The organism is Chryseobacterium sp. FR054 (assembly GCF_056844565.1).
Map to the genome: position 1 here is coordinate 1,403,464 of NZ_JBXDSA010000001.1, position 21,705 is coordinate 1,425,168.

Consider the following 21,705-nt stretch of genomic DNA (forward strand, 5'->3'; position numbering starts at 1 on the left):
AACATTCCGTGTTTGGGTACAGAATCCGGTGGTTTCATTACACACTCCCGTTTTAAAAGACAGCGCCGGCGTACTTTTGCTGCATATTAAATGATTTTATAATGAAAAACCTTTTGTATGCAGCAGGAATTCTCATATCCGGGCTCTGCTTTTCCCAGGAGACCGGTCAGAAGATCAGGGCTTCATTTTTCGACGGAATTGTGGCAGCCGGATATGTGGATCATGGGGCTTTCATCAATTGTACAGGCCCGAATATCAGCTTTACCAGAAAAGGCGTAAAATTTATAGCCGGTATGCTTCCTTCACTCAGAATTAAAGAAGATCGCTCACCGGGAACTAAAAACAGTATTTTCACCCCGAATCTGGGTGCCGGGATTACCGTTATTTACAGGAAAACAGCACTGCAGATTCCGGTTTACTATAATCCTAAAACTGCCAGCCAGAACGGAACATGGAAAGCAGGAATCGGACTGGGTTATTCTTTTAAATAATCGAAATCCGGGGTTAAGGAAGTTTAAATTAAAGGATGGAAGAAAGAAGAAAAAAGCCGGAAGTTAATTCAGTTACAGTACCGAAGACCACTCTAAAATCAAATTACCTTAAAAAACAACATTTATCATTAACGACCTTCATAACTTCCTTTTCCCTGCTTCCAACCTCATCCCGGACTGAAACTAAATAGATTTTATTACATTTTTCGCAAGCTTCATTACATTTTCAGAAGAAGCGTATCTAACATCAATATATTCTTATCAACTTTGCATTAAAATATTGGAATCATGAATTGGGGGAAATACAGAAATTTAATTTTTTATATCACAACGATTGCCTTTTTTTCCTGCCTGATGTACTTCTTCATCATAGAAGGCCAGACCCTGGAAATCAAGGAAAATATCGTTGCAAAAACCAACACAGGCTCTACCTGGGATAACTTCCTGGAGTCTTTTAAAACCAATCTTCATCATCCGCTGGCTCTCCTTCTTGCACAGATTGTGACGATTATTCTGGTAGCAAGACTTTTCGGATGGATCTGTATGAAGATCAAGCAGCCTAGTGTTATCGGTGAAATGATCGCCGGAATTGTCCTCGGACCTTCTCTTGTTGGAATGTACTTCCCGGAATTCTCAGCTTTTCTTTTCCCTAAAGAATCTCTGGGCAATCTCCAGTTTCTCAGCCAGATAGGGCTTATCCTTTTTATGTACATCGTAGGAATGGAACTGGACCTGAGTGTATTGAGAAAAAAAGCACATGATGCGGTAGTCATCAGCCACGCCAGCATTATTATTCCTTTTGCTTTGGGAATAGGGCTTTCTTATTTTATTTACCGGGAATTTTCACCGGACGGCATTCAGTTTACATCATTTGCCTTATTCATAGCCATTTCAATGAGTATCACTGCATTTCCGGTATTGGCGAGGATCGTTCAGGAAAGAAATCTTCAGAAAACCAAGCTGGGAACCATTGTGATTACCTGTGCAGCGGCAGATGATATCACGGCATGGTGCATCCTTGCGGCTGTTATTGCCATCGTAAAGGCAGGATCTTTTACAAGCTCCATTTACGTGATCATTATGGCCATCGCCTATGTATTTCTAATGATTAAGATTGTAAGGCCTTTCCTGAAAAGAATCGGAGATCTTCAGGCCGGAAAAAATACCATCAGCAAACCAATGGTGGCCATTTTCTTCCTGACGCTTATCCTTTCTTCCTATGCTACTGAAGTCATCGGTATTCATGCTTTATTCGGAGCTTTTATGGCCGGAGCCATTATGCCTGAAAATGCCAAATTCCGGACCCTTTTCATTGATAAGGTAGAAGATGTGGCCTTAGTGCTTCTTCTTCCCCTGTTCTTTGTATTTACCGGGCTTCGCACACAGATCGGACTCCTGAATGACAGCCATCTGTGGATGACGGCAGGACTGATTATCCTGACCGCCGTAATCGGAAAATTTGCAGGAAGTGCCCTCACCGCCAGGTTTGTAGGAATTAACTGGAAAGAAAGCTTAACGATCGGTGCCCTGATGAATACCAGAGGACTGATGGAACTTATCGTTCTGAATATCGGGTACGATCTGGGGGTTTTAGGCCCTGAGATCTTTGCCATGCTTGTCATTATGGCTTTATTTACCACATTTATGACCGGCCCGGCCCTTGATTTTATCAATTTTATTTTTAAATCTAAAAAAAATACGGACGAAGACACCCCCGACGAAAATGAAGTGAAATACCGCGTACTGCTGTCATTTGATAAACCTGAATCCGGAAGCACACTGCTGAAACTGGCTCACGACTTTACCCATAAAATGAATGGCAATAAAAGTATTACAGCCATGAATATTGCTCCGGTTGACGAAATGCACGCCTATGACATCAATGAGTATGAAGAAGCCCAGTTCAAAAATGTAATTGAAACCTCACATGACCTGAAACTGGAAGTCACCACCCTTTTCAAAGCTTCCACCGATATTGAGAATGATCTTACCAGCATTTCCAATAAAGGAAATTATGATCTTCTGCTGATCATGCTGGGCAAATCGATGTATGAAGGAAGCCTTCTCGGAAGACTTTTAGGCTTTACCACAAAAATCATCAATCCTGAAAAGCTGCTGAACACAGTAAAAGGCAAAGGAAATATTTTCAACAACTCTCCTTTTGACGATTTTACGTTGCAGATCCTGGACAAAACCAATATTCCGGTAGGAATCATGGTGGAAAAAGACTTTACGTCTGCCGATAAAGTTTTTGTTCCGATCTTCAACCTCAGCGATTTTTACCTGCTGGAATATGCTAAAAGACTGATCAACAATAACAATTCCCAGATCATCATCTTAGATGCTGCCGGACAGATCCGCAACAATATCGAGGTAAAGGAACTCATCCGAAGCATTGAACAGGTTGCTCCCAACCACATCACTCTATACAACGAAAAAAAGATAGAGAAAGAATTCCTGAACGGCCAGGACCTGATGCTGATCAGCAGCAAAAGCTGGAAAAATCTTATCGACACAAAAAGCCTGTGGCTGTCCGATATTCCTTCAACATTGATTATTTCCAATCCTTAAAAGAAAACAGTTCATTAGTCCAGATCTTCCGGATCCAGCATTGTCACGAAAAACAGCTATATTTATCGTTCCAAAACAATATATGCTGATCAATACTGAAAACGGAACTGTGGAGCTGGCAGCATTCAATACCTTTCTGCAGAGGGGAATGCTGCTGGCAGATCTGCAGCAGACTGACTTTTATAAATCCTGCTATCATCATATGTGGGACGTAAAAACGGGATACTTCTGGTATTATTTTAATCCCATTACTGTTGAGGGTTCCCAGCTCTGCTTTCATCTCTGCTTTTTAGAAGACCGCCTGGACAGTATTCACATGAATACCCGGGAAGAAACAGATGCCAGAAACTGGGACGAATGGACCGAAGAAAAAGAAATGCAGGTATTTTACCGGAATAATAAGTTCCTGTCCGGAATCCTTGCAATGCCGCCTACCCGGAAAAGTAAAACACCTTACCCGCAATGTACGTTTCATTTTTCGTGGGGGAATATCTGGTCAGTTTATGATCCCCGAAGCGCAAGCAGTATCATGGGGATCAGCTATAATGAAGAAGTAACCCCGAAAAAATAGATTAATATGTGCCGATATGCCATGATAGCCTACAAACCGCATTATGCCTGTTTCAGCTGTCAGAAAACCTTTAAACGCCGTCTTCTCAAAGATGTGGACAGAAACGCGGAAACCTCCACGGAAGCCCGATGCCCGGAATGCGGGGAACTGATGGCCAGCATGGGCAAGGACTTTAAATCTCCTCCGAAAAATGATGATAAAAAATGGCAGCATATCCGCAGCCTGTACACCGTAGGAATTACGTTCCATTCCTGTGGCTGCTCCGGCCCCGGATATATTCCCAATGACAGGGAAGCCATCATTTCTTACCTGAAACAGATCCGTTCGGGCTATGAAGAATCTCTGGTTTTCTGGAGAAACAGGACAGAGCCAGAGAGTAAAGAAGAACGCATAAAAGATTATCAGCGAAACTGGCACAAACTATCTGCTGTAAAATCCAATGCGCAAAAACAGGGAGTAAGCAATCATGAGGGAATTGATTACTGGATTAAAAGGATCCATGATGTGGAAGAACGGATAAAACTTGCTGAAAAGATATAATTAATGTAACAGTTTAACAATATAGCAGTTTACCAATTATTTGATTTTCTCAAACGAGGAATGATACTTCTCAAAAATCATTATTATACTCTCAGACAGCTACACTAACCTCTCAGGTTCAGAAGTTTCTCATAGAGCTCAGAAATCCGTTTCTGTTCTTCAGAAATAGATTCACCGCTGAACGATGCTCCACGGCCTTCATTGTTTATAATATAGATGAGGTTTCCTTTTTCAAAATAGTTCCGGCTTTCAGTGATCTCTGATTTCTTAAAATCAAAAGCTTCGGTATCATTATTTTCTTTCATCGCTTTTTCATTATAATACAGCGGGCGGTTGTAATGATAGTTTTTTTCGAAAACAAATGACAGCTTTCCATTCAGGAGATAATATTCGGTGAATACCTGTCCCATTTCTCCATATAATCTCGCGGTAATTTTTTCCAGCTTTCCTTTTTGTTCATAAAATACGGCTTCTCCGCCTTCAGCAGATTCTCCTTCGATATCTCTTTTTTGGACCGTGGTCCATTTTTTAATGGAATTGATTCTTTTGAAATTGGAGCGGATGGATTTAAGACGGTCTTTCAGATATTCATTACTTTCAATATCTTTTTCGTTGAACTTCTTTTTGATTTTTGCTGTATCTGAATGGATGGACATTTCCCATACTGCCCTTACAGTATATTCTTCCGCATGCATCAGGATGAAGCTTCCGGCTGTTATCAATAATCCGTAGAAAATATTGTTTTTCATATTTTGGTGTTTTGTCCTGTAAGATTCCTGCAAAGCTAGTAAAACTTCTGTTTTCTTCATTTTTTATTATATAATTGAGAATATTGTGGATAAATAATCTCCCACAGATTCCACAGATGTTTATGGAAATTTTAAAGGCTCGCAGATCTTGCAGATAACGCAGATCTTTTTTAATTATAATGATAATATATATAAGTACGCTTAAATAAAAACCTAACAGGTCTTTGAGACTTGTTAGGTTTAAACTTAAAAACTAAGTGAATTTCTATGCGTGAAGTTTTAAACTTAGAAATCGCTAAAGTGTAAAAATCTTTTGTGCCTTGTTGTAGTTAAAAGAATTTCTCACAGATTTCTCAAATTCCACAGATGTTTATGTTTTCACAGGGATTGAGCAGTAAAATTCCTTTCATAGATGCGTAAAAAATATCGCCCTTAAAATAAAAGTTATATCATTGCATTCAGAAAAATGAACTTCAAAATACCAGTCATGAAAAAAATATATTTTGCAGGATTAATTCTGTCGGTAATCATAAGCTGTAAAAATGAGTCTCCGAAAGCAGGGACAGAAACTCCGGTTCCGGAAGAAGATACAGCAGTGCTCCGGAAAACAGAGAGTCCGGTTACTGAAAATAAAACTCCTGACAAGGCAGAAATCCCTGTCCTGAAAGAATGTACGGAAAAGCAGGCTGATTATGAAACCATACAGGAATGTACATTTTCCAACACCAAAATGGAAGATGTGTACCGACGGACCCTTAAAGAAAAAGATATTGAAAATACAGAACTTCTGCTTTCCGGACTTCCTGAACAAACCATGACAAAAGACATCAATCAGAACGGCCTGATTTCTATCCACTACACGGTAAAAGCAGGAAAAATTGAAATTGTACTGGCATTTGAAGGAGGAGTAACCACTTTAGAACTGGAACAGAAAGGTGAGAATGTAAAAAGAACGATTGTTCACAGTGCCGATTAATAATTTCTGAATAACAATGAAAAAAACCATTTATCTTCTGTCTTTTATAAGCATCCTCTCCTGTAAAAAAGAACGGGAACGTGATCTCCATACAGGTTCCACAGAAAAGAAACAGGAAAATCAGAGAACAGTTTCCGGTAAAGACTCTCTGAAGCAGAAAGATATGATAACAGATCTGAAAGAAGATTCAGAATCTATCAACAGCCAGTGGGCCGGAGAGTACAGTCTGTCTGTTGATTATGGCAGGCTGGATGAATTTTCAGAAATGTCAATTGATTATAATCTTAGCATTACCAAAGACAGCTGCCTGTTTTCCGGACATGGTTATAAGACCTATTTTGCAGATCTTTGTTTCATAGAAGGCGACCGGAACCAGGTAGCAGTACGCTACATCAAAGAAGTTGAGGGAAACGGAATGGATTCCCATGCCCCGACAGATACACTGGCCATCCTTTTCAGAAAAGGAGGAGAGTATTATCTTAAAAGTAAGATCGCCGCAGACAGGAACTGGAAGTATGATACCCCCATGCTGCTCAGAAAGAAATAAAAAAATACTCCGGATTTGAAAAATATTTTATACCTTCGCCTTGTGAATTTCAACAACGGAACATATTATTATAGAATTTTTACCTCAGATCTGGGATAGGGATTCTTATGAACATAACTTAAAACCTCGTCCTGGACGGGGTTTTTTTATTTTAAAATTGAAAAGATGAAAATAAGTATTATAGGAGCAGGACTGATTGGAGGTTCAATGGCGCTGAAATTAAGAGAGAAAGGAATCGCCGGCTTTATTTACGGAATTGATCATAACCAACAGCACATCAATGAAGCGTTGGACCTTAAAATAATTGATGAAGGAACTGATCTGGAGCAGGGCGTGAAAAATTCGGACCTGATTATTATCGCTGTCCCCGTGGATGCAGCCCGGAAGTTGCTGCCTGGTGTTCTGGATCTCATCTCAGACCATCAGACTGTAATGGATGCCGGCTCTACAAAAGCAGGTATTGTAAATGCTGTTAAAAATCACCCTAAACGCTCAAGATTTGTAGCCTTCCACCCGATGTGGGGTACAGAAAACAATGGTCCGAAATCTGCCATTGCTGAAAGTTTTTCAGGCAAAGCCGGGGTCATCTGCAATAAGGAAGAATCCGCAGACGATGCTCTGCAAACTGTTGAAAAAATAGTTGAAGCGCTTGATATGCATATGATTTACATGGATGCCAAAGACCACGATATTCATACCGCATATATTTCCCATATTTCTCATATTACCTCCTACGCGCTGGCCAATACCGTGCTGGAAAAGGAACGTGAGGAAGAGACTATTTTTCAGCTGGCCAGTTCAGGGTTTTCCAGTACCGTACGTCTTGCAAAATCCCATCCTGAAATGTGGGTTCCGATCTTTAAGCAGAACAAAGAAAATGTTCTGGACGTTCTGAATGAACATATTACACAACTCAGAAAATTCAAATCCGCATTGGAAAAAGAGAATTATGAATACCTGGAAGAGCTGATCAGCAACGCCAACAGGATCAGGGGAATATTGAGATAGATCAGAAAAAATACCAAAGGGCAAACTTGTAAATTCACAAATTTGTCCTTTATTTTTTTACTTAGCTTTTTACATTTTAATAACTCATTTTTAATAAAGTTAAAAAATATTTTAATTTTATTAAAATTATTATTACTTTCGTAAAAAATTAATTCATGAAACTTCCTATCATCTGTCCGAGCTGTGAGCATACTTTAAATGTAAGCCGGATGAAATGCCCCAGCTGCCAAACAGAGGTAAGCGGCGAATATGAACTTCCCGTATTACTTAAGCTCAACCGTGAAGAGCAGGAATTTATCCTCAACTTTTTTCTTTCCAGCGGAAGTATCAAGGAAATGGCTAAACAGGCAGGCCTCTCCTATCCGACTATGAGAAATAAAATGGATGATCTGATCACCAAAGTCGGACAGCTAAAAACTAATTCCTAAACTGATGATCATGAACTGGAAAACCATTTTCAATCCTTTTGAAAGATTTGATGATAAACAGCTGCTCGTAGCCGGACTTTTAACTGTGGCTGCGGCCATTCTTACCGGCTACTGGACAGACAGCTTCTTCAGCAGCATCTATAAAATCAACGGTCTGGAAAAAACTTCCCTGCAGGCGGTGGCCATTCCTACGTTGGTAAGCTTCTCTTTTGCAATCGTGATACTCTTCATTCTGGGTAAAATACTGAACAATAAGACCCGGTTTATAGACATTGTCAATACGGTATTAATATCCCAAATGTCACTTGTGATTTTACAGGTTTTTACCGGTATTTCATCTATTGATAAGGCTCAGGAACATATGATCAGTTATCAGACTAATCCTGCCGGTCCGTTTCCGGTATTGGACTTTATAGTTACGCTGTCTATGGCATCTTTTGTTATTACTGTCCTTATTTACAGCATTACCGTGTATTATAACGGCTTTAAAACGGCTACCAACATAAAAAAATGGCAGCATATCGTGCTTTTCGGTGTGGTGTCGCTCATCATGACGATTGTGTGCCAAATCTTAACTGCAAAATACTTATAACCATATGAAAACCAAATTATTATTAGTGCTGATTTTTCTGGCACAGTTTTGTTACGCCCAAATTGAAGGAACCTGGCATGGTGAAATAGATGTACAGATCAAAAAATTGCCAGTCATTTTAAAAATTAAAAAAACCACGGATGGGTATACCGCACTTCTTAACAGCCCTCTGCAAAGCAAAGACGACATCAGTGTAGACCACACGTCTTTCATCAATAATGAGCTGGCTTTTGAAATCAAGAAGATCAATGCCACCTATAAAGGTACTTTTCAAAACAACTTTTTTGAAGGCTTATTTACCCAAAACGGTAAAACCATGCCTTTACATTTTTCCCGTGATCCACATTCATCAAAAGACAGGACTATCTCTTACCTTGCCGGAAAAGCCATCAATGCTGAAAAGCTTAATGAATTTCTGGATTATATTGCACAAAATAACCAGGGAATCGGAAGTGTGTCCATTTTCAGAAACGGGGTACAGGAATATCATAAAGATTTCGGCCAGCAGCAGGTAAAAAATATTGCCTACGATAAAAATACACAATACCAGATCGGTTCTATCAGCAAGCTTTTCACTTCAGTTATGCTTATGCAGCTTGTAGAAAAAGGAAAACTGAACCTTAATGAAAAATTGTCTAAGTTCTATCCTGAGATTGCCAATTCCAAAAATATTTCCATCCGCCAGATGCTGAACCATACCAGCGGGCTTGGGAATTATATAGCCGCGGGAGCAGACGGCTGGCTGGTAGGAAAAGCTGTTGGAGATAAAGCCATTCTTGATGCCATTAAAGATCAGGGACTTCATTTTCAGCCTGGAAAAGGGGTAAAATATTCCAATTCCGCCTACTTTCTATTAAGCAGGATTCTTGAAAAATTATATGATGGAAAGCCGTATCATGAGATCTTAAAAGAAAATATCCTTGAAAAAGCGGGTATGAAGTATACTTTTTCTGCATTGGATAATCCTAAGAATATCTTCAGACCTTATCAATTCAACAACGGAAGCTGGGAAGAAATTCCGGATTTCGATTTCAGAAACTGTATTGGTGTGGGAGATATTGTTTCGACTACGGAAGATATGAATACTTTTATCAATGCTCTGTTCAACGGCAAATTTATTAAAAAGGAAACACTGGATATGATGACCTCCGACAAGAAGGAAGTAATGTTCGGAACCGGAATTATGAAACCTCCTTTTTACAATATTATTTCCTATGGACATGGCGGCGATACTTATGGCACCCATTCTATGCTGAGTTATGAGCCTACCGATAAGCTTGCTTTTGCCGTTACAGTAAACGGAGAACGTTTTATGCACAATAACCTTTATATCGGGATTTTGAATATACTCTACGGGCAGGATTATCAGTTTCCTCAGTTTGATGAGGCTAAAAAAGTTCCGGAAGCAGATCAGTATTCAGGCAGTTATGCTTCAAAAGACATTGCCCTTGAACTGAAAATTTTCAAAAAGGATGGAACGTTATATGGCCAGGGATCAGGACAGCCGGAATTTCCGCTGACTTATATAGAAAAAAATAAATATCAGTTTCATCAGGCAGGTATCACTATCCTTTTTATTCCTGAAAATAACCAACTGAAATTAACTCAAGGAGGAAATATTTATCTGTTTAATAAAAAGTAAACTGCCCAACCTAAAGCAAAATTCATCAGTAAAAAATTATAACAAAAAATCCTTAGATCAATTGTCTAAGGATTTTATATTTTAAAGATATTTTTCTATTAACATTCCGGAACATTTACCGCAATCGCCAGCCCGCCTTCTGAGGTTTCCTTAAAACGGTCACTCATTGACAAGGCGGTTTCCCACATCGTCTGTATCACTTCATCCAGAGTAACTTTTGCTTTCGCAGGATCACTTTCCAGGGCAATATTGGCTGCTGTGATGGCTTTAATCGCTCCCATTGTATTTCTTTCGATACATGGAATCTGTACCAGACCTTTGATCGGGTCACAGGTAAGCCCCAGGTGATGCTCCATTGCAATTTCTGCCGCCATCAGTACCTGCCCTACACTTCCTCCTAAAATTTCGGTAAGTCCTGCGGCCGCCATCGCAGATGAAACCCCGATTTCAGCCTGGCAGCCTCCCATCGCAGCAGAGATCGTCGCATTCTTTTTGAATAACGTTCCGATTTCTCCTGCCACCAGGATAAACCTTACAATATCATCTTCACTGATAAAATCTGTAAATGCCTGGGAGTACATCAGCACAGCTGGAATAACACCGCTGGCACCGTTGGTAGGAGCTGTAATAATCCTTCCGAAACTGGCATTTTCTTCATTCACGGCAAGGGCAAAGCAGGCGATCCATTTATTGATGTTGGTAAAGTTTTCTTCTGCGTCTACCACCATTTTAAACCATTCATCCAGATTTTTGTAGATTTTATCTTCTCCCAGAAGTTTTCTGTTGATTCCCGCAGCTCTTCTCGTAACGTTCAGTCCGCCCGGAAGAATCCCTTCTTTATTCACCCCTTTATAAATACATTCTTTAATCTGCTGCCAGATGTATAAAGCTTCCTGCCTGGTTTCCTCCTGAGGTCTCCAGCTTTCTTCATTAATGAAAATAAGATCTGAAATTCTTTTCAGTCCCAGTTTTTCACAATACCTTACAATATCCGAACCATGATGGCAAGGATAAAGGGTACGTACACAATGCTTCTGAATAGAGTTTTTTTCCTGACTGGCAATGAAACCTCCTCCCACAGAATAAAAGTCCTGAACAAGTTCGGTGCCGTCTTCAAAAACAGCCCTGAAGATCATTCCGTTCGGGTGAAAATCAAGGGATTTCTGCATGTTTAAAACCAGGTGATGCCCGTAGATGAACGGTATTTCTTTTTCACCTCCCAGATTAAGGATTTGGGTAGTTTTTATATGGTCTATTTTCTCATCAATTTTTGAAGTATCGATGGTCTTGAAATCTTCGCCGTTTAATCCAAGCATTCCGGCAATATCTGTTCCGTGCCCGATTCCTGTTTTGGCCAGTGAGCCGAAAAATTCAAGAAAAACTTCTTTTACTTCTGCTACTGATCGTTCTCTTTTTATAATCCTGATGAATGCGGATGCCGCATTCCATGGTCCCATCGTATGCGAACTGGAGGGGCCTATTCCTACTTTAATAATCTCAAAAACCGATATTGATTCCATAAGTGATTCTTCATTTTCCTCGAAAAACAAAGATACATGATAAATCCTAATAAAGTTGATCTTATATTAAGGAACTATGTATAAAATAAGAACTTTGAAAATCAGTGAAGACTTTTAATGAATATTATTCTCTACCGGCTCACCAAATATCTTATTCAGTATTTTAGAAACATCTTTGGGCCTGGTTGCCGGAAATAAATGGGTTCCGCCTTTGATCACGTAATCCGGTTTTGAATAACGGATCGGAAAGACAATATCTTTATCGCCCAGAATCTGGATGACTTCCGGGTTTTCTTCAAACTTCCATTCCGATACCTTTTCTACCGACCATTTCAGATAATAGGGATCTCTCACTCTGAAATACTGAAGGATCTTAGGGTTTTTAGGATCAAAAAGTTTTCTTACCACAGAATATACATTCGCCGCCTTATCATTGAATAAGCCTACCGGCAGTATTCTCGGGATCCTGGTAATCTCTCCGGTTCTAATGAATCTGGATTTCTCTTTGTCGGATTTAATGCTTCCCAGGATCACCACTTTCTCCGCAGGTTTAAGTTTATTGATTTCCTGTACCATGATTCCCCCAAAAGAGTATCCCAACAGGCAGAAAGGTTCGGAAGTATCTATTTTTCCGGCCATTCTCTGTACATAAGAACCGAAAGGTTCATTTTTCTCAGGGATGAGCCAGTCTATAAAAATCAATTCACAGTGCTTGGGAAATTCCAGTCGCTCCAGTACTTTAAAATCGGCACCAAGCCCACTAATTATGTAAATTTTCATACAGCTAATTTATAAAAAACATATAAAAATAAAGTAACCCATTTTCAGAATTGATGCTAAGTAAGGTTTTGATAATAAACTGCCAGTCTAAATAGAAGAATAATAGGATTTAAAACATTTTTAGCGCAAAGCCAGACAAAGAATAAATCAACAAAACGTGTAAATTAAGGTAAACAAGGGCGTAAACTTAGCAAAGTAATACAAAGGCATTGCAGGTGGCATTGCTTATTAAAAAAATACTTCATTATTATTCATCTTTATGATTAATAAAAATTTACTTCTTCTGACTTTTGTTGTTTCGGTCATGGGCATTATTTCAACAAAAAAAGAGCAGTTCATAGAACCACTCTTTCTGCATTATCAATCGTTATTTCTTTAAGTTTATTTTTTCTTTACAGGAACTCTGTTTTCGTTATCCAGTTTTTCCGTAGAAACTCTGAACTGGAAATCCATTTCGTTCTTGATGAAGTAATCCTTCAGTGAAGACTGGTAGAATACCTTGAAATCTCTTCTGTTCAGTGAGAATTTAGCGGATTCGATTACAACGGTAAACTGGGTTACGTATACGTTGGCAGGGAAAGTGATGGTCTTTCTTACCCCTTTGATTGTAATATCTCCGTACACTGTTGAATTGTACTCACTGTTTGCCAAAGGAATGATTTTCGTAAGGTGAAATTTAGCAATCGGGAATTTCTTCACCTCAAAGAAGTTGGTTCCTTTAAGTTCGTTGGTAAGCTTGATCTGATCTTCTTCAGACACATCTCCGGCCATCATGCTTCTCATATCTATAATAAACTCTCCGTCTACCAGAACCGTTTTATCGAAATTGAATTTTCCGCTTTTCAGCTTTACCGTTCCTGAATGGGAGGAAGTCTCAGTTTTTACAACTTTATATCCCCACCATCTGATCTCTGATGAAGTCACTTTTGAAACCTTATCAAATTTCTTCTGGGCAAAAACAAATGACATGCTCGCGCACACCATAGCAAACAATAGTAATCTTTTCATTCTTTTTTATTTACAATTCAACAAAAATAAAAAAAAGTGTAGAACTTCTACACTTTTAACAATCTTTTTTTGATTAAATTATTTAGCAGTTACCTTTACGGTCATATCAATGTCATCTTTCACAAAAACATCCTGCATGCTAGACTTGTAGGCTACATCAAATTTCTGTCTGTCGAAAGAGAATTTGTTGGAAACAAGGCTTACCGTTCCGTTGCTGTATGTAATTTTTGCAGGGAAGCTTACAGAGTTGGTTTTTCCTTTAACGGTAAGGTTTCCGGTTACCAATGAATTGTAAACTTTATCGTTGTTTTTCTTTACAGAAGTAATTTTGAAAGAAGCCGTCGGGAATTTTTCAACTTCAAAGAAGTCACCGTTCTTAAGGTGCCCGTTCAGTTTCTGCTGATATTCTCCTGAAAGGTCTGTTGCATTAATGGAAGTCATATCCAGAACAAAGCTTCCGCCTACCAGCTGATTTCCTTTCATCACCATTTCTCCGGATTTTACTTTGATGGTTCCGTCATGAGAGCTTGCCTCAGATTTTGCCACTTTGTAACCCCACCAGTGAATATCAGAAGTTACCACTTTTTTTGACTGTCCGAAAGCTAAACCACCAGCTAAAACGGCTAACAAAAATATTTTTTTCATTTGACTAAAGTTATTTACTTATTGAATGCTGCAAATGTAGCCAACTTATCCGATAGATTTCGTTGATGTATATCAATATGAACAATTATTTTTATGAATAATATCATCCCATAAAAAAACTCCGGAAATCATCCGGAGCTGTATATTTTAGTTTTGATAGTAAGCGGTGTACAGAGCGGCTCCTTTTAATGCCGTATGGTTCTGCTTGATCAGATAGATCGGGGTGTTTTTAAGCATAGCCTCCATCTTGTCACTGATCTTGAATTTTTCATAGAACTTGGTTTTGTCTATATATTCTCTTACCGTTTGCGGAATATCTCCGGAAATAAGTAAACCTCCGGTAGCTTTAAGTTTCAGAACAAGGTTATTGGCTTCTCTCGCCAGGAATTCCAGGAAGGTATCCAGGGCGATTTTGCAGATCAGTACATTTTCTTCTACTGCGGCTTTGTACAGTTCTTCAACGAAGTTTCCTCCTGCCAGACGCTCGGCAAGCCATTCCGGTTCCGGATGCCTTTTAACATCTCTCAGGAATCTGTAAATATTGAAAAGACCTGTTTTGGAAAGCACATTTTCCCAGCTTACAATTCCGTAAATATTATTCAAAAACTGATAGAACTCTACTTCTACATTGGTTCTTGGTGAAAACTCAGAATGTCCTCCTTCCGTAGCAAAAGGTCTCAGATACTGTCCGTCGAAGAAATAGCCGGCTTCTCCCAGTCCGTTTCCGGGTGCCAGGATAGCAACGTTTCCTTTTTCCAGATGCCCGCTGGTGTAGATAGGCTCAAGATCGCTGTCTTCCAGAAGCCCCATTCCGTAAGCGGAAGCTTCAAGGTCATTTAGCATATCTCCTTTTTCAAACCCGAAATCTCTGGTGTATTCTTCAATGTCAAGGTCCCAGCCCAGTCTTGCAGGGCTGCTCTTCCCGTTAATTACAGGTCCGGGTACAGCCATTGCCAGACGCTGTACATTACTTAGCTGATTGTCCTGGATAAATTGTCTCAGGATATCGGAAAACGACGCATATTCCTTAGTGGTATACGTATTCTGACTTTTTATCTCGAGACCTCCGTTACCGGAAACAAAATAACCCAAGATGGTCATATCTTCACGGAGGCTGGCCCCAATGATAGAAACATTATCATTATTACTGTTCTCTACTCCTGGTAAATAAAGCGGAAATTTTGGATTCAAAATCATAACCTCAAATTTTATCAAATATAATAATAGTTTTCGTAAATTCTGTATGGAACAAAAAAACCTTTCCACAAAAATGAAAAGGTTTGGTTAATAATTGTTTATATATAAATCTAACTACTTTCCTAATGGAATATTGTATCCGAAGCCAACTCCGATGTTCCCCACATTATAATCCTGTCCGGCAAGATCGCCTTTATCTCCTACAAAAACCTTCTGATACTGTACAAAGAAATTCCAGTCTCTGTTGTGGTATCCGATCTCAGGCTTGATGTAGAAACCTCCGTCCGGTCTGTCTACACTGCTGTTGGAAGCCACTTTATTGTCTCCTACCAAAAATCCGTATCCTAAGTCTGTCCCGAAATAGAAACCGGTCTGTTTAGGATAGATTCTTACTAAAGCTCCCACAGGGATTACCCCTACATCATTATTATCGTACCCGTTGTTATTTTTTGAAAAGTAATGTGTATATCCCGTTGCAATACCTAATCCGAATCCGGGAGTAATAAGGTTCTGGTAGGATACATCCACCCCCGCAGCTGCGGAAAGATTATCTGCGGGAACTGCCAGACCGACATTGGCTCCCACTTTAATCATATTATTCATTTTTGAGTCCTGCGCGCTTGCGATACCTGCTGTTAAAATTCCAGCTAACAATATGGCTTGTTTTAACATTTTCATAACTCTAATTTTTTAAATTTTACTAAGCTAGAGGATGTAAAAATCGTGCCAACGAAGGTTTTTTTTGTGATTTTAACATTCAAAATATTTTTAATCAAATGAATTTCAATATGTTAAATTGTTTTAAAAATTAAATGACTGTTTAATAGGATGGAAGCAGAAAGAAGGTAAACGGAATCTTATTTCACAATTATAAGTTCTTTTAATTCTTAGAATGGGAAATTGTCTGCACTATTTTAAGATGGAAACCTATTTCCGGATATGTATTTTTAGCATATAAGGAATCCGGCGGCTTTAAGTAATTTGTAAACCTTTCAGAAACTTCCGTCTTCCCTACGCAAATACTACCATCGCGTTTCTCACGTTATTATTTTTAACCTTTTTCCTTCAAAAACATCAAAACATAAACTTCTCAAATGGCTGATCCTCTATTACATCATAAACATCTTCTCTGGCGCGCAGGCTTCGGAACCGGGCTCAGCCAGATTGAGGATATGAAGAATAAAAGTATTAAAACACTCACAGATGAACTGTTTAAAGAAGAATCTTTTGCAGAGGTAATTTATGATACTCCTGATCCTGATTCAGCGGCTAATATGGATAACCGCCAACCTGAGGAAAAGAGAAAGGAACTGCAAAGGATCAACAGGGAACAGAACAACGAATTAAATCTCAATTTCCTGGATAAAATGGTCAACAGCCGTGAACAGCTGCGGGAAAAGATGGCTTTTTTCTGGCACGGACATTTTGCTACAAGGGTGAATAATCCGAAATTCAACCAAAACCTGCTCAATACCATCCGGAAAAATGCACTGGGAAGTTTTAAAGATCTCCTTTTTGAGGTAAGCAGTTCACCCGCTATGCTGAGTTTTCTCAACAATCAGCAGAATAAAAAAGATCATCCCAATGAAAATTTTGCCCGTGAGGTGATGGAACTTTTCACAATGGGCAGGGGAAATTATACCGAGCAGGACATCCGCGAAGGAGCCAGAGCATTTACAGGCTGGGGATTTGATAAAGAAGGACATTTTAAGGAAAGAAAACTTTTTCATGATGAAGGAACCAAAACTTTTTTAGGAAAAACGGGAAATTTCAGTGGCGCGGATATTTTAAACATCATTCTTGAACAGAAAGTAACCGCACGCTTCATTACCACTAAAATCTATAAGTTCTTTGTGAATGAAAATCCGGACAGCAGGATCATTGATACATTGAGTAATGATTTCTATAACTCCGGTTATGATATTAAAAAGCTCATGTATGCTATATTTTCCGGCACATGGTTTTATGATAAAAAGAATATCGGAAACAGGATCAAATCTCCTGTGGAACTCATGGCAGGCATTATGCGGATGCTTCCGATGCATATTCAGAATCCTGAAAACCTCATCGTTTACCAGAAACTTCTGGGGCAGGTATTGCTTTATCCTCCGAATGTTTCAGGATGGCCTGCCGGAAAATCGTGGATAGACAGTTCTACACTTATGCTCCGGCTTCAGGTTCCCCAGATATGGTCGGGACTGCGCCCTCTGGAATACAGCCCACGACAGGATGACGATATGGATATGGGCATGAAATCCCGTGAAACCGCTTTAAATAAAACGTTTAAAAATCCCAATATCACCATCGACTGGGGGCGTGTGGAAAAGGTTTTTGCCCATAAAAACTGTGAAGATTATCTGATTCAGAATGCCGGAACGCTTGATCTGGCTTCCGTAAAGAATTTCTCGGATAAAAGCATTAAAATGACAGTAATCAACCTGATGTCTACCCCGGAATATCAGCTTATGTAAGGTATTCATAACCAAAAATCAAGAAGTATGTTAATCAAAAGAAGAGAATTCCTCAAAATAAGCTCACTGGCCGCAGCTTCCCTGATGATGCCTGATTTTTTAAAAGCAATGACCTTTGACGGAGCTTTGGAACCGAACCGGAAGATTCTGGTTGTTCTTCAGTTTACAGGGGGGAATGACGGTTTGAATACCATTATTCCCACAAAAAATGATATTTATTTCCGGGAAAGAAAAAGCATTGCTATCAAAGATTCCCTGATACTGAACGATGAAGCAGGCATTAACCCTGCACTCTCCTATTTTAAAGAACTTTTTGACAGCGGTGAACTTTCCGTAATGAATAATGTGGGTTACCCTGATCCGGATAAATCCCATTTCAGAAGTATGGACATCTGGCATTCCGCAAGCCGGAGTGATGAGTTTCTGGAAACCGGATGGATCGGACGTTTTCTGGATGAAGAATGTTACCGTTGCGAACACCCTACCCAGGCCCTGGAAGTGGACGATATGCTGAGTCTTGCTCTGAAAGGGGAAAATAACAAGGCTTTTGCCTTCAAAGATCCCAAAAGACTCTATCAGACCAGCCAGGAAAAATATTTCAAATCCCTGTACGATCATCATCATGAAGATGAAACCGTCTCTTATTTATATCAGACGTTAGGCTCCACGATCAACAACGCCGATTATATCTTTGAAAAAAGTAAGGCAAAAAAATCCGATCAGATCTATCCGAATTCACAGCTGGGAAAAGATTTCCGGACGGTAGCCTCTCTTATTAAATCCGATATCAATACCCAGGTTTACTACCTTTCCGTAGGAAGCTTTGATACCCATGTCAACCAGAATGAAAGACAGAAAAAACTGTTCAGCGATATCAATGAAGCTGTAAAATCTTTTGTAGCCGATATGAAAAGTAACGCGCTTTTCAATGACATCCTTCTGATGACCTTCTCGGAATTCGGACGCCGCGTAGCCCAGAATGCCAGTAACGGAACCGATCACGGAACCGCCAATCAGATGTTTTTCATCAGCGGAGGACTGAAAAAGAAAGGGCTTCTGAATGCTCTCCCCGATCTTCAGCAGCTCAACCAGGGTGACCTGATTTATACGGAAGATTTCAGAAAAGTATATGCCACCATCCTGAAAAACTGGCTTAAAGCCGATTCTTCCAAAGTGCTGGGCTGGAAAAACGGGGTTTATGATTTTATCTGATGATTTTTAATGTTTACGGATCTGCTTTTGTTGGAGTTGCGCAACGGCGCTAATTTTTTTTACCAGCTTCATGGGTATAAGGTGCCAGGATTTTATCTCCGATAAAATTTCATAAAGTTGATTTTTGAGGAAGTAAGTAGCTTCCCACAGGATATTAAGATTAAATATATTTTTATGAATATATTCTCGCGGATTTTGCAGATGACGCGGATTTTCTGAACTTGCTTTTGCTGGAGTTGCGCAACGGCGCTATTTTTTTACAAGCTTCATGGGTATAAGGCACCAGGATTTTATCTCCGATAAAATTTCATAAAGTTGATTTTTGAGGAAGTAAGTAGCTTCCCACAGGATATTAAGATGAAATATATTTTTATGAATATATTCTCGCGGATTTTGAAGATGACGCGGATTTTTTGAACTTGCTTTTGTTGGAGTTGCGCAACGGCGCTAATTTTTTTACCAGCTTCATGGGTATAAGGCGCAAGGATTTTATCTCCGATAAAATTTCATAGCGTTGATTTTTGAGGAAGTAAGTAGCTTCCCACAGGATATTAAGATGAAACATATTTTTATGAATATATTCTCGCGGATTTTGCAGATGACGCGGATTTTCTGAACTTGCTTTTGTTGGAGTTGCGCAACGGCGCGAATTTTTTTACCAGCTTCATGGGTATAAGGCGCCAGGATTTTATCTCCGATAAAATTTCATAAAGTTGATTTTTTGCGGGAGTAAATGGTTTTCCACAGATTGCCCAGATGAAACAGATTTTTATGGAAATGAGTTTGCTGAAAATCTTTGATTTTTTCGCGTCTTAAAAACAGTACAACAGTTTAAAGGCCTTTCGTCGTTGCGAAAACCCAACAAAAATAAACCTCACAAATCCATAAAAGAATCCATAAGGTTTACATGGTAATATAAAATCTCCTGATATGAGATGTATTTTTTAGCATTCAAAGACAGCCAGTTATTTGAAAATTTTAACAAAGCTATCTTTTTCTAAGTTTTCCAGTGAGAAATCAAAATCTGCGTTTTCTTTTTCAGAAGTGATCTCTGCGCCTAATTCAGTGACCAGCATATTGAATGATATTGGCTCATACCACTGCTGGTATAATACCTTGATCGCCATTAAGGCAATTTCAGGATTTCCGGAAATATGGGATTGTCTGGCTCCTACATTAAGCAGTACAAAGCATTGCTTCCCCCCTTTCGGCAGCATCATTCCAAGAACGGTCTGTTTCTGAGCAGCATCACATTTTACCTCTGCAAAAAGACAGTCGGGGTTCATCATATATTCCTTTGAAATATCGTCTCCTTTTCCGATAATGATCTTATAACCGCAGTCCGGACTCCCTGAGTAAACATTATTCATGATCAGCATCGGCTTGAACAGCCCTTTATCTGCATACAGGTATTTAACAGCTCCGTCGGATACTGAAGTTATATCTCCGGAATACATCAGACTGGCATCATACCGATTATAAGCCGAATTCCAGCCGGTTTTACCCAGAATATCCAGACTTGAAAGCTCCAGATCATGAACTCCCCAGCGATCTTCCCAATATATACCTACGGCCAGCTTCTCCCCTGAAAACTTTGTTCCCGCAGGAATATTTCCTACAAGCATCTTTTCTGAGGAAGGCAGCCCGAATTCCACATCTCGGGGAAAATAAAATTTCTTTCCGGAAAGATCATATCTTGATTTCATATAATTCAATATAAAATCATAATTTCTTTCGCTCATATTTCCTGCTTTTCCTGTTTTCACCCAGGACTTTCCGTTTCTGATCCTGTACACAAAAGTATCCTGACCATACATTCTCAGATAGCAGGCAGACAACGCTTTAAATAAAACAAACGGTGTTGCACTATCCAGCCAGGGCAGGTCTTTTTTTTCCAATAATGAATGAGTAGCTTTATTCAGAGGATTGGACATTAAAGGTTTATGATAAGTCTTTGACAACCTTGAGATCTTATTGATCGTTTTCGGAGTTCTTTTTTTATAGGCCAGAAACAGAGGTTTGAATCTGTTAAAAATTTCAGCCAGTCTTTCCAGTCCGAAATTTTTGAACAAATGGCCCGGATTATACCTGCTTTTCTTAACAGCATCAATCAGCTCTTCATTTTTAATCAGCAGCAGACTGCCTGTTGTTTTATAGATCACATATCTGAAGAATTCTACGGGATTATCAGGATAAACGTTGTAACGGTCCGCAATTTTTACTACGGCTTCTTTATTTATAATATTTTCTTTTCCTGTAAATTTATATTTCAGATCCTCGCCAAGAACCGCGATCAGGTCATCCACTGTTTCTTCTTTAAGAGTAACTCCGGATCCCAGAAGCGACAGACACTTCTCTGTCATTTCTTCCTCAGAATATGCTTTGAAAACTTTGAAGATCAGATTGGTTTCAGGGACATTCAATATTTCTTCCGGGATATAGATCTCATCCTGAAATCCGCTTCCGTACATAGAAATATAATGCCTGATCTGTTCCAGCAGCAGATTTGTTCTGGTCGTACTTTTTATTTTCTGCCAGGAAGTATGGAAGGTCCTGTTAAGGTCGTTTCCTTTTAATTTTTCTTTTGAATAGTATTTTATGATGTGATTTTTAGCCCAAAGTGCGCCGGATTCAATCACAAAACCATCGGTAGAAATGAAAGCTTCTTTTTCAGAATCTTTCTTTAATACGGCGTTAAACAGTTGAAGTGTTCTCATATGAAGGAGTACTGGTTTTATAATAAACGGTATAGGAACT

Annotated in this window: 20 protein-coding genes; 12 read left to right on the forward strand and 8 right to left on the reverse strand. The window is 39.3% G+C overall.

Going from position 1 to position 21,705, the window contains the following annotated elements:
- Window positions 1-101: 101 nt before the first annotated feature.
- The 4 genes from AC106S_RS06390 (at window position 102) to AC106S_RS06405 (ending at window position 4,173) form a co-directional block, all read left to right on the forward strand.
- On the forward strand, window positions 102-491 hold the full coding sequence (locus tag AC106S_RS06390) for a hypothetical protein (RefSeq protein ID WP_482438250.1): 390 nt from the start codon (window positions 102-104) through the stop codon (window positions 489-491).
- A gap of 288 nt (window positions 492-779) precedes the next feature.
- Complete coding sequence (locus tag AC106S_RS06395; protein ID WP_482438251.1) at window positions 780-3,062, forward strand: cation:proton antiporter; 2,283 nt, start codon at window positions 780-782, stop codon at window positions 3,060-3,062.
- Between the two features lie 82 nt (window positions 3,063-3,144).
- Window positions 3,145-3,633: a hypothetical protein gene (locus AC106S_RS06400; protein WP_482438252.1), complete on the forward strand. Its 489-nt coding sequence runs from the start codon at window positions 3,145-3,147 to the stop codon at window positions 3,631-3,633.
- A gap of 21 nt (window positions 3,634-3,654) precedes the next feature.
- Window positions 3,655-4,173: a hypothetical protein gene (locus tag AC106S_RS06405; protein ID WP_482438253.1), complete on the forward strand. Its 519-nt coding sequence runs from the start codon at window positions 3,655-3,657 to the stop codon at window positions 4,171-4,173.
- A 104-nt stretch (window positions 4,174-4,277) separates the two neighbouring features.
- Here AC106S_RS06405 and AC106S_RS06410 read toward each other — a convergent pair whose 3' ends face one another.
- Complete coding sequence (locus tag AC106S_RS06410; RefSeq protein ID WP_482438254.1) at window positions 4,278-4,922, reverse strand: hypothetical protein; 645 nt, start codon at window positions 4,920-4,922, stop codon at window positions 4,278-4,280.
- Window positions 4,923-5,409: 487 nt separating this feature from the next.
- Between AC106S_RS06410 and AC106S_RS06415 the strand changes: the two genes are divergently transcribed.
- The 6 genes from AC106S_RS06415 to AC106S_RS06440 all read left to right on the forward strand — a co-directional run bounded on the left by AC106S_RS06415 (window position 5,410) and on the right by AC106S_RS06440 (window position 10,115).
- Window positions 5,410-5,898, forward strand: a complete 489-nt coding sequence (locus tag AC106S_RS06415; RefSeq protein ID WP_482438255.1) for a hypothetical protein — start codon at window positions 5,410-5,412, stop codon at window positions 5,896-5,898.
- A 16-nt stretch (window positions 5,899-5,914) separates the two neighbouring features.
- Window positions 5,915-6,445 carry a DUF5991 domain-containing protein gene (locus tag AC106S_RS06420; RefSeq protein WP_482438256.1) on the forward strand — a complete coding sequence of 177 codons (531 nt, stop codon included), beginning with the start codon at window positions 5,915-5,917 and terminating at the stop codon, window positions 6,443-6,445.
- 165 nt (window positions 6,446-6,610) lie between these two features.
- Window positions 6,611-7,453 (forward strand): prephenate dehydrogenase, encoded by an 843-nt coding sequence (locus AC106S_RS06425; protein ID WP_482438257.1) that lies wholly within the window; start codon window positions 6,611-6,613, stop codon window positions 7,451-7,453.
- 155 nt (window positions 7,454-7,608) lie between these two features.
- On the forward strand, window positions 7,609-7,881 hold the full coding sequence (locus AC106S_RS06430; protein ID WP_482438258.1) for a DUF2089 family protein: 273 nt from the start codon (window positions 7,609-7,611) through the stop codon (window positions 7,879-7,881).
- Window positions 7,882-7,891: 10 nt separating this feature from the next.
- On the forward strand, window positions 7,892-8,473 hold the full coding sequence (locus tag AC106S_RS06435; RefSeq protein WP_482438259.1) for a YIP1 family protein: 582 nt from the start codon (window positions 7,892-7,894) through the stop codon (window positions 8,471-8,473).
- 4 nt (window positions 8,474-8,477) lie between these two features.
- Window positions 8,478-10,115, forward strand: coding sequence for a serine hydrolase domain-containing protein (locus tag AC106S_RS06440; protein ID WP_482438260.1), 1,638 nt, complete (start codon window positions 8,478-8,480; stop codon window positions 10,113-10,115).
- Window positions 10,116-10,213: 98 nt separating this feature from the next.
- Here the strand turns inward: AC106S_RS06440 and AC106S_RS06445 are convergent, their stop codons facing one another.
- The 6 genes from AC106S_RS06445 to AC106S_RS06470 form a co-directional block, all read right to left on the reverse strand.
- On the reverse strand, window positions 10,214-11,635 hold the full coding sequence (locus tag AC106S_RS06445; protein WP_482438261.1) for an L-serine ammonia-lyase: 1,422 nt from the start codon (window positions 11,633-11,635) through the stop codon (window positions 10,214-10,216).
- A gap of 114 nt (window positions 11,636-11,749) precedes the next feature.
- The gene (locus AC106S_RS06450) at window positions 11,750-12,415 is read right to left on the reverse strand and encodes an alpha/beta hydrolase (protein WP_482438262.1); all 666 of its coding nucleotides are present in this window, start codon (window positions 12,413-12,415) and stop codon (window positions 11,750-11,752) included.
- 381 nt (window positions 12,416-12,796) lie between these two features.
- The gene (locus AC106S_RS06455; RefSeq protein ID WP_482438263.1) at window positions 12,797-13,423 is read right to left on the reverse strand and encodes a YceI family protein; all 627 of its coding nucleotides are present in this window, start codon (window positions 13,421-13,423) and stop codon (window positions 12,797-12,799) included.
- 78 nt (window positions 13,424-13,501) lie between these two features.
- Window positions 13,502-14,068 (reverse strand): YceI family protein, encoded by a 567-nt coding sequence (locus AC106S_RS06460; RefSeq protein ID WP_482438264.1) that lies wholly within the window; start codon window positions 14,066-14,068, stop codon window positions 13,502-13,504.
- 147 nt (window positions 14,069-14,215) lie between these two features.
- A complete protein-coding gene (locus AC106S_RS06465; protein ID WP_482438265.1) occupies window positions 14,216-15,265 on the reverse strand; it encodes a glucokinase in 1,050 nt (349 codons plus the stop codon).
- A 114-nt stretch (window positions 15,266-15,379) separates the two neighbouring features.
- Complete coding sequence (locus AC106S_RS06470) at window positions 15,380-15,943, reverse strand: hypothetical protein (protein ID WP_482438266.1); 564 nt, start codon at window positions 15,941-15,943, stop codon at window positions 15,380-15,382.
- Between the two features lie 416 nt (window positions 15,944-16,359).
- Here AC106S_RS06470 and AC106S_RS06475 point away from each other — a divergent pair, with 416 nt between their 5' ends.
- Entirely contained in the window at window positions 16,360-17,736 is a 1,377-nt protein-coding gene (locus AC106S_RS06475; protein WP_482438267.1) for a DUF1800 domain-containing protein, read from the forward strand.
- 27 nt (window positions 17,737-17,763) lie between these two features.
- On the forward strand, window positions 17,764-18,948 hold the full coding sequence (locus AC106S_RS06480) for a DUF1501 domain-containing protein (protein WP_482438268.1): 1,185 nt from the start codon (window positions 17,764-17,766) through the stop codon (window positions 18,946-18,948).
- A gap of 965 nt (window positions 18,949-19,913) precedes the next feature.
- Here AC106S_RS06480 and AC106S_RS06485 read toward each other — a convergent pair.
- Window positions 19,914-21,665: a hypothetical protein gene (locus AC106S_RS06485; RefSeq protein WP_482438269.1), complete on the reverse strand. Its 1,752-nt coding sequence runs from the start codon at window positions 21,663-21,665 to the stop codon at window positions 19,914-19,916.
- Window positions 21,666-21,705: the final 40 nt, after the last annotated feature.

Excerpts from the sequence above, each read along its gene's own strand:
- AC106S_RS06390 (WP_482438250.1), top strand. The coding sequence starts at position 102 with ATGAAAAACCTTTTGTATGCAGCAGGAATTCTCATATCCGGGCTCTGC.
- AC106S_RS06395 (WP_482438251.1), top strand. The coding sequence starts at position 780 with ATGAATTGGGGGAAATACAGAAATTTAATTTTTTATATCACAACGATT.
- AC106S_RS06400 (WP_482438252.1), top strand. The coding sequence starts at position 3,145 with ATGCTGATCAATACTGAAAACGGAACTGTGGAGCTGGCAGCATTCAAT.
- AC106S_RS06405 (WP_482438253.1), top strand. The coding sequence starts at position 3,655 with ATGATAGCCTACAAACCGCATTATGCCTGTTTCAGCTGTCAGAAAACC.
- AC106S_RS06410 (WP_482438254.1), bottom strand. The coding sequence starts at position 4,922 with ATGAAAAACAATATTTTCTACGGATTATTGATAACAGCCGGAAGCTTC.
- AC106S_RS06415 (WP_482438255.1), top strand. The coding sequence starts at position 5,410 with ATGAAAAAAATATATTTTGCAGGATTAATTCTGTCGGTAATCATAAGC.
- AC106S_RS06420 (WP_482438256.1), top strand. The coding sequence starts at position 5,915 with ATGAAAAAAACCATTTATCTTCTGTCTTTTATAAGCATCCTCTCCTGT.
- AC106S_RS06425 (WP_482438257.1), top strand. The coding sequence starts at position 6,611 with ATGAAAATAAGTATTATAGGAGCAGGACTGATTGGAGGTTCAATGGCG.
- AC106S_RS06430 (WP_482438258.1), top strand. The coding sequence starts at position 7,609 with ATGAAACTTCCTATCATCTGTCCGAGCTGTGAGCATACTTTAAATGTA.
- AC106S_RS06435 (WP_482438259.1), top strand. The coding sequence starts at position 7,892 with ATGAACTGGAAAACCATTTTCAATCCTTTTGAAAGATTTGATGATAAA.
- AC106S_RS06440 (WP_482438260.1), top strand. The coding sequence starts at position 8,478 with ATGAAAACCAAATTATTATTAGTGCTGATTTTTCTGGCACAGTTTTGT.
- AC106S_RS06445 (WP_482438261.1), bottom strand. The coding sequence starts at position 11,635 with ATGGAATCAATATCGGTTTTTGAGATTATTAAAGTAGGAATAGGCCCC.
- AC106S_RS06450 (WP_482438262.1), bottom strand. The coding sequence starts at position 12,415 with ATGAAAATTTACATAATTAGTGGGCTTGGTGCCGATTTTAAAGTACTG.
- AC106S_RS06455 (WP_482438263.1), bottom strand. The coding sequence starts at position 13,423 with ATGAAAAGATTACTATTGTTTGCTATGGTGTGCGCGAGCATGTCATTT.
- AC106S_RS06460 (WP_482438264.1), bottom strand. The coding sequence starts at position 14,068 with ATGAAAAAAATATTTTTGTTAGCCGTTTTAGCTGGTGGTTTAGCTTTC.
- AC106S_RS06465 (WP_482438265.1), bottom strand. The coding sequence starts at position 15,265 with ATGATTTTGAATCCAAAATTTCCGCTTTATTTACCAGGAGTAGAGAAC.
- AC106S_RS06470 (WP_482438266.1), bottom strand. The coding sequence starts at position 15,943 with ATGAAAATGTTAAAACAAGCCATATTGTTAGCTGGAATTTTAACAGCA.
- AC106S_RS06475 (WP_482438267.1), top strand. The coding sequence starts at position 16,360 with ATGGCTGATCCTCTATTACATCATAAACATCTTCTCTGGCGCGCAGGC.
- AC106S_RS06480 (WP_482438268.1), top strand. The coding sequence starts at position 17,764 with ATGTTAATCAAAAGAAGAGAATTCCTCAAAATAAGCTCACTGGCCGCA.
- AC106S_RS06485 (WP_482438269.1), bottom strand. The coding sequence starts at position 21,665 with ATGAGAACACTTCAACTGTTTAACGCCGTATTAAAGAAAGATTCTGAA.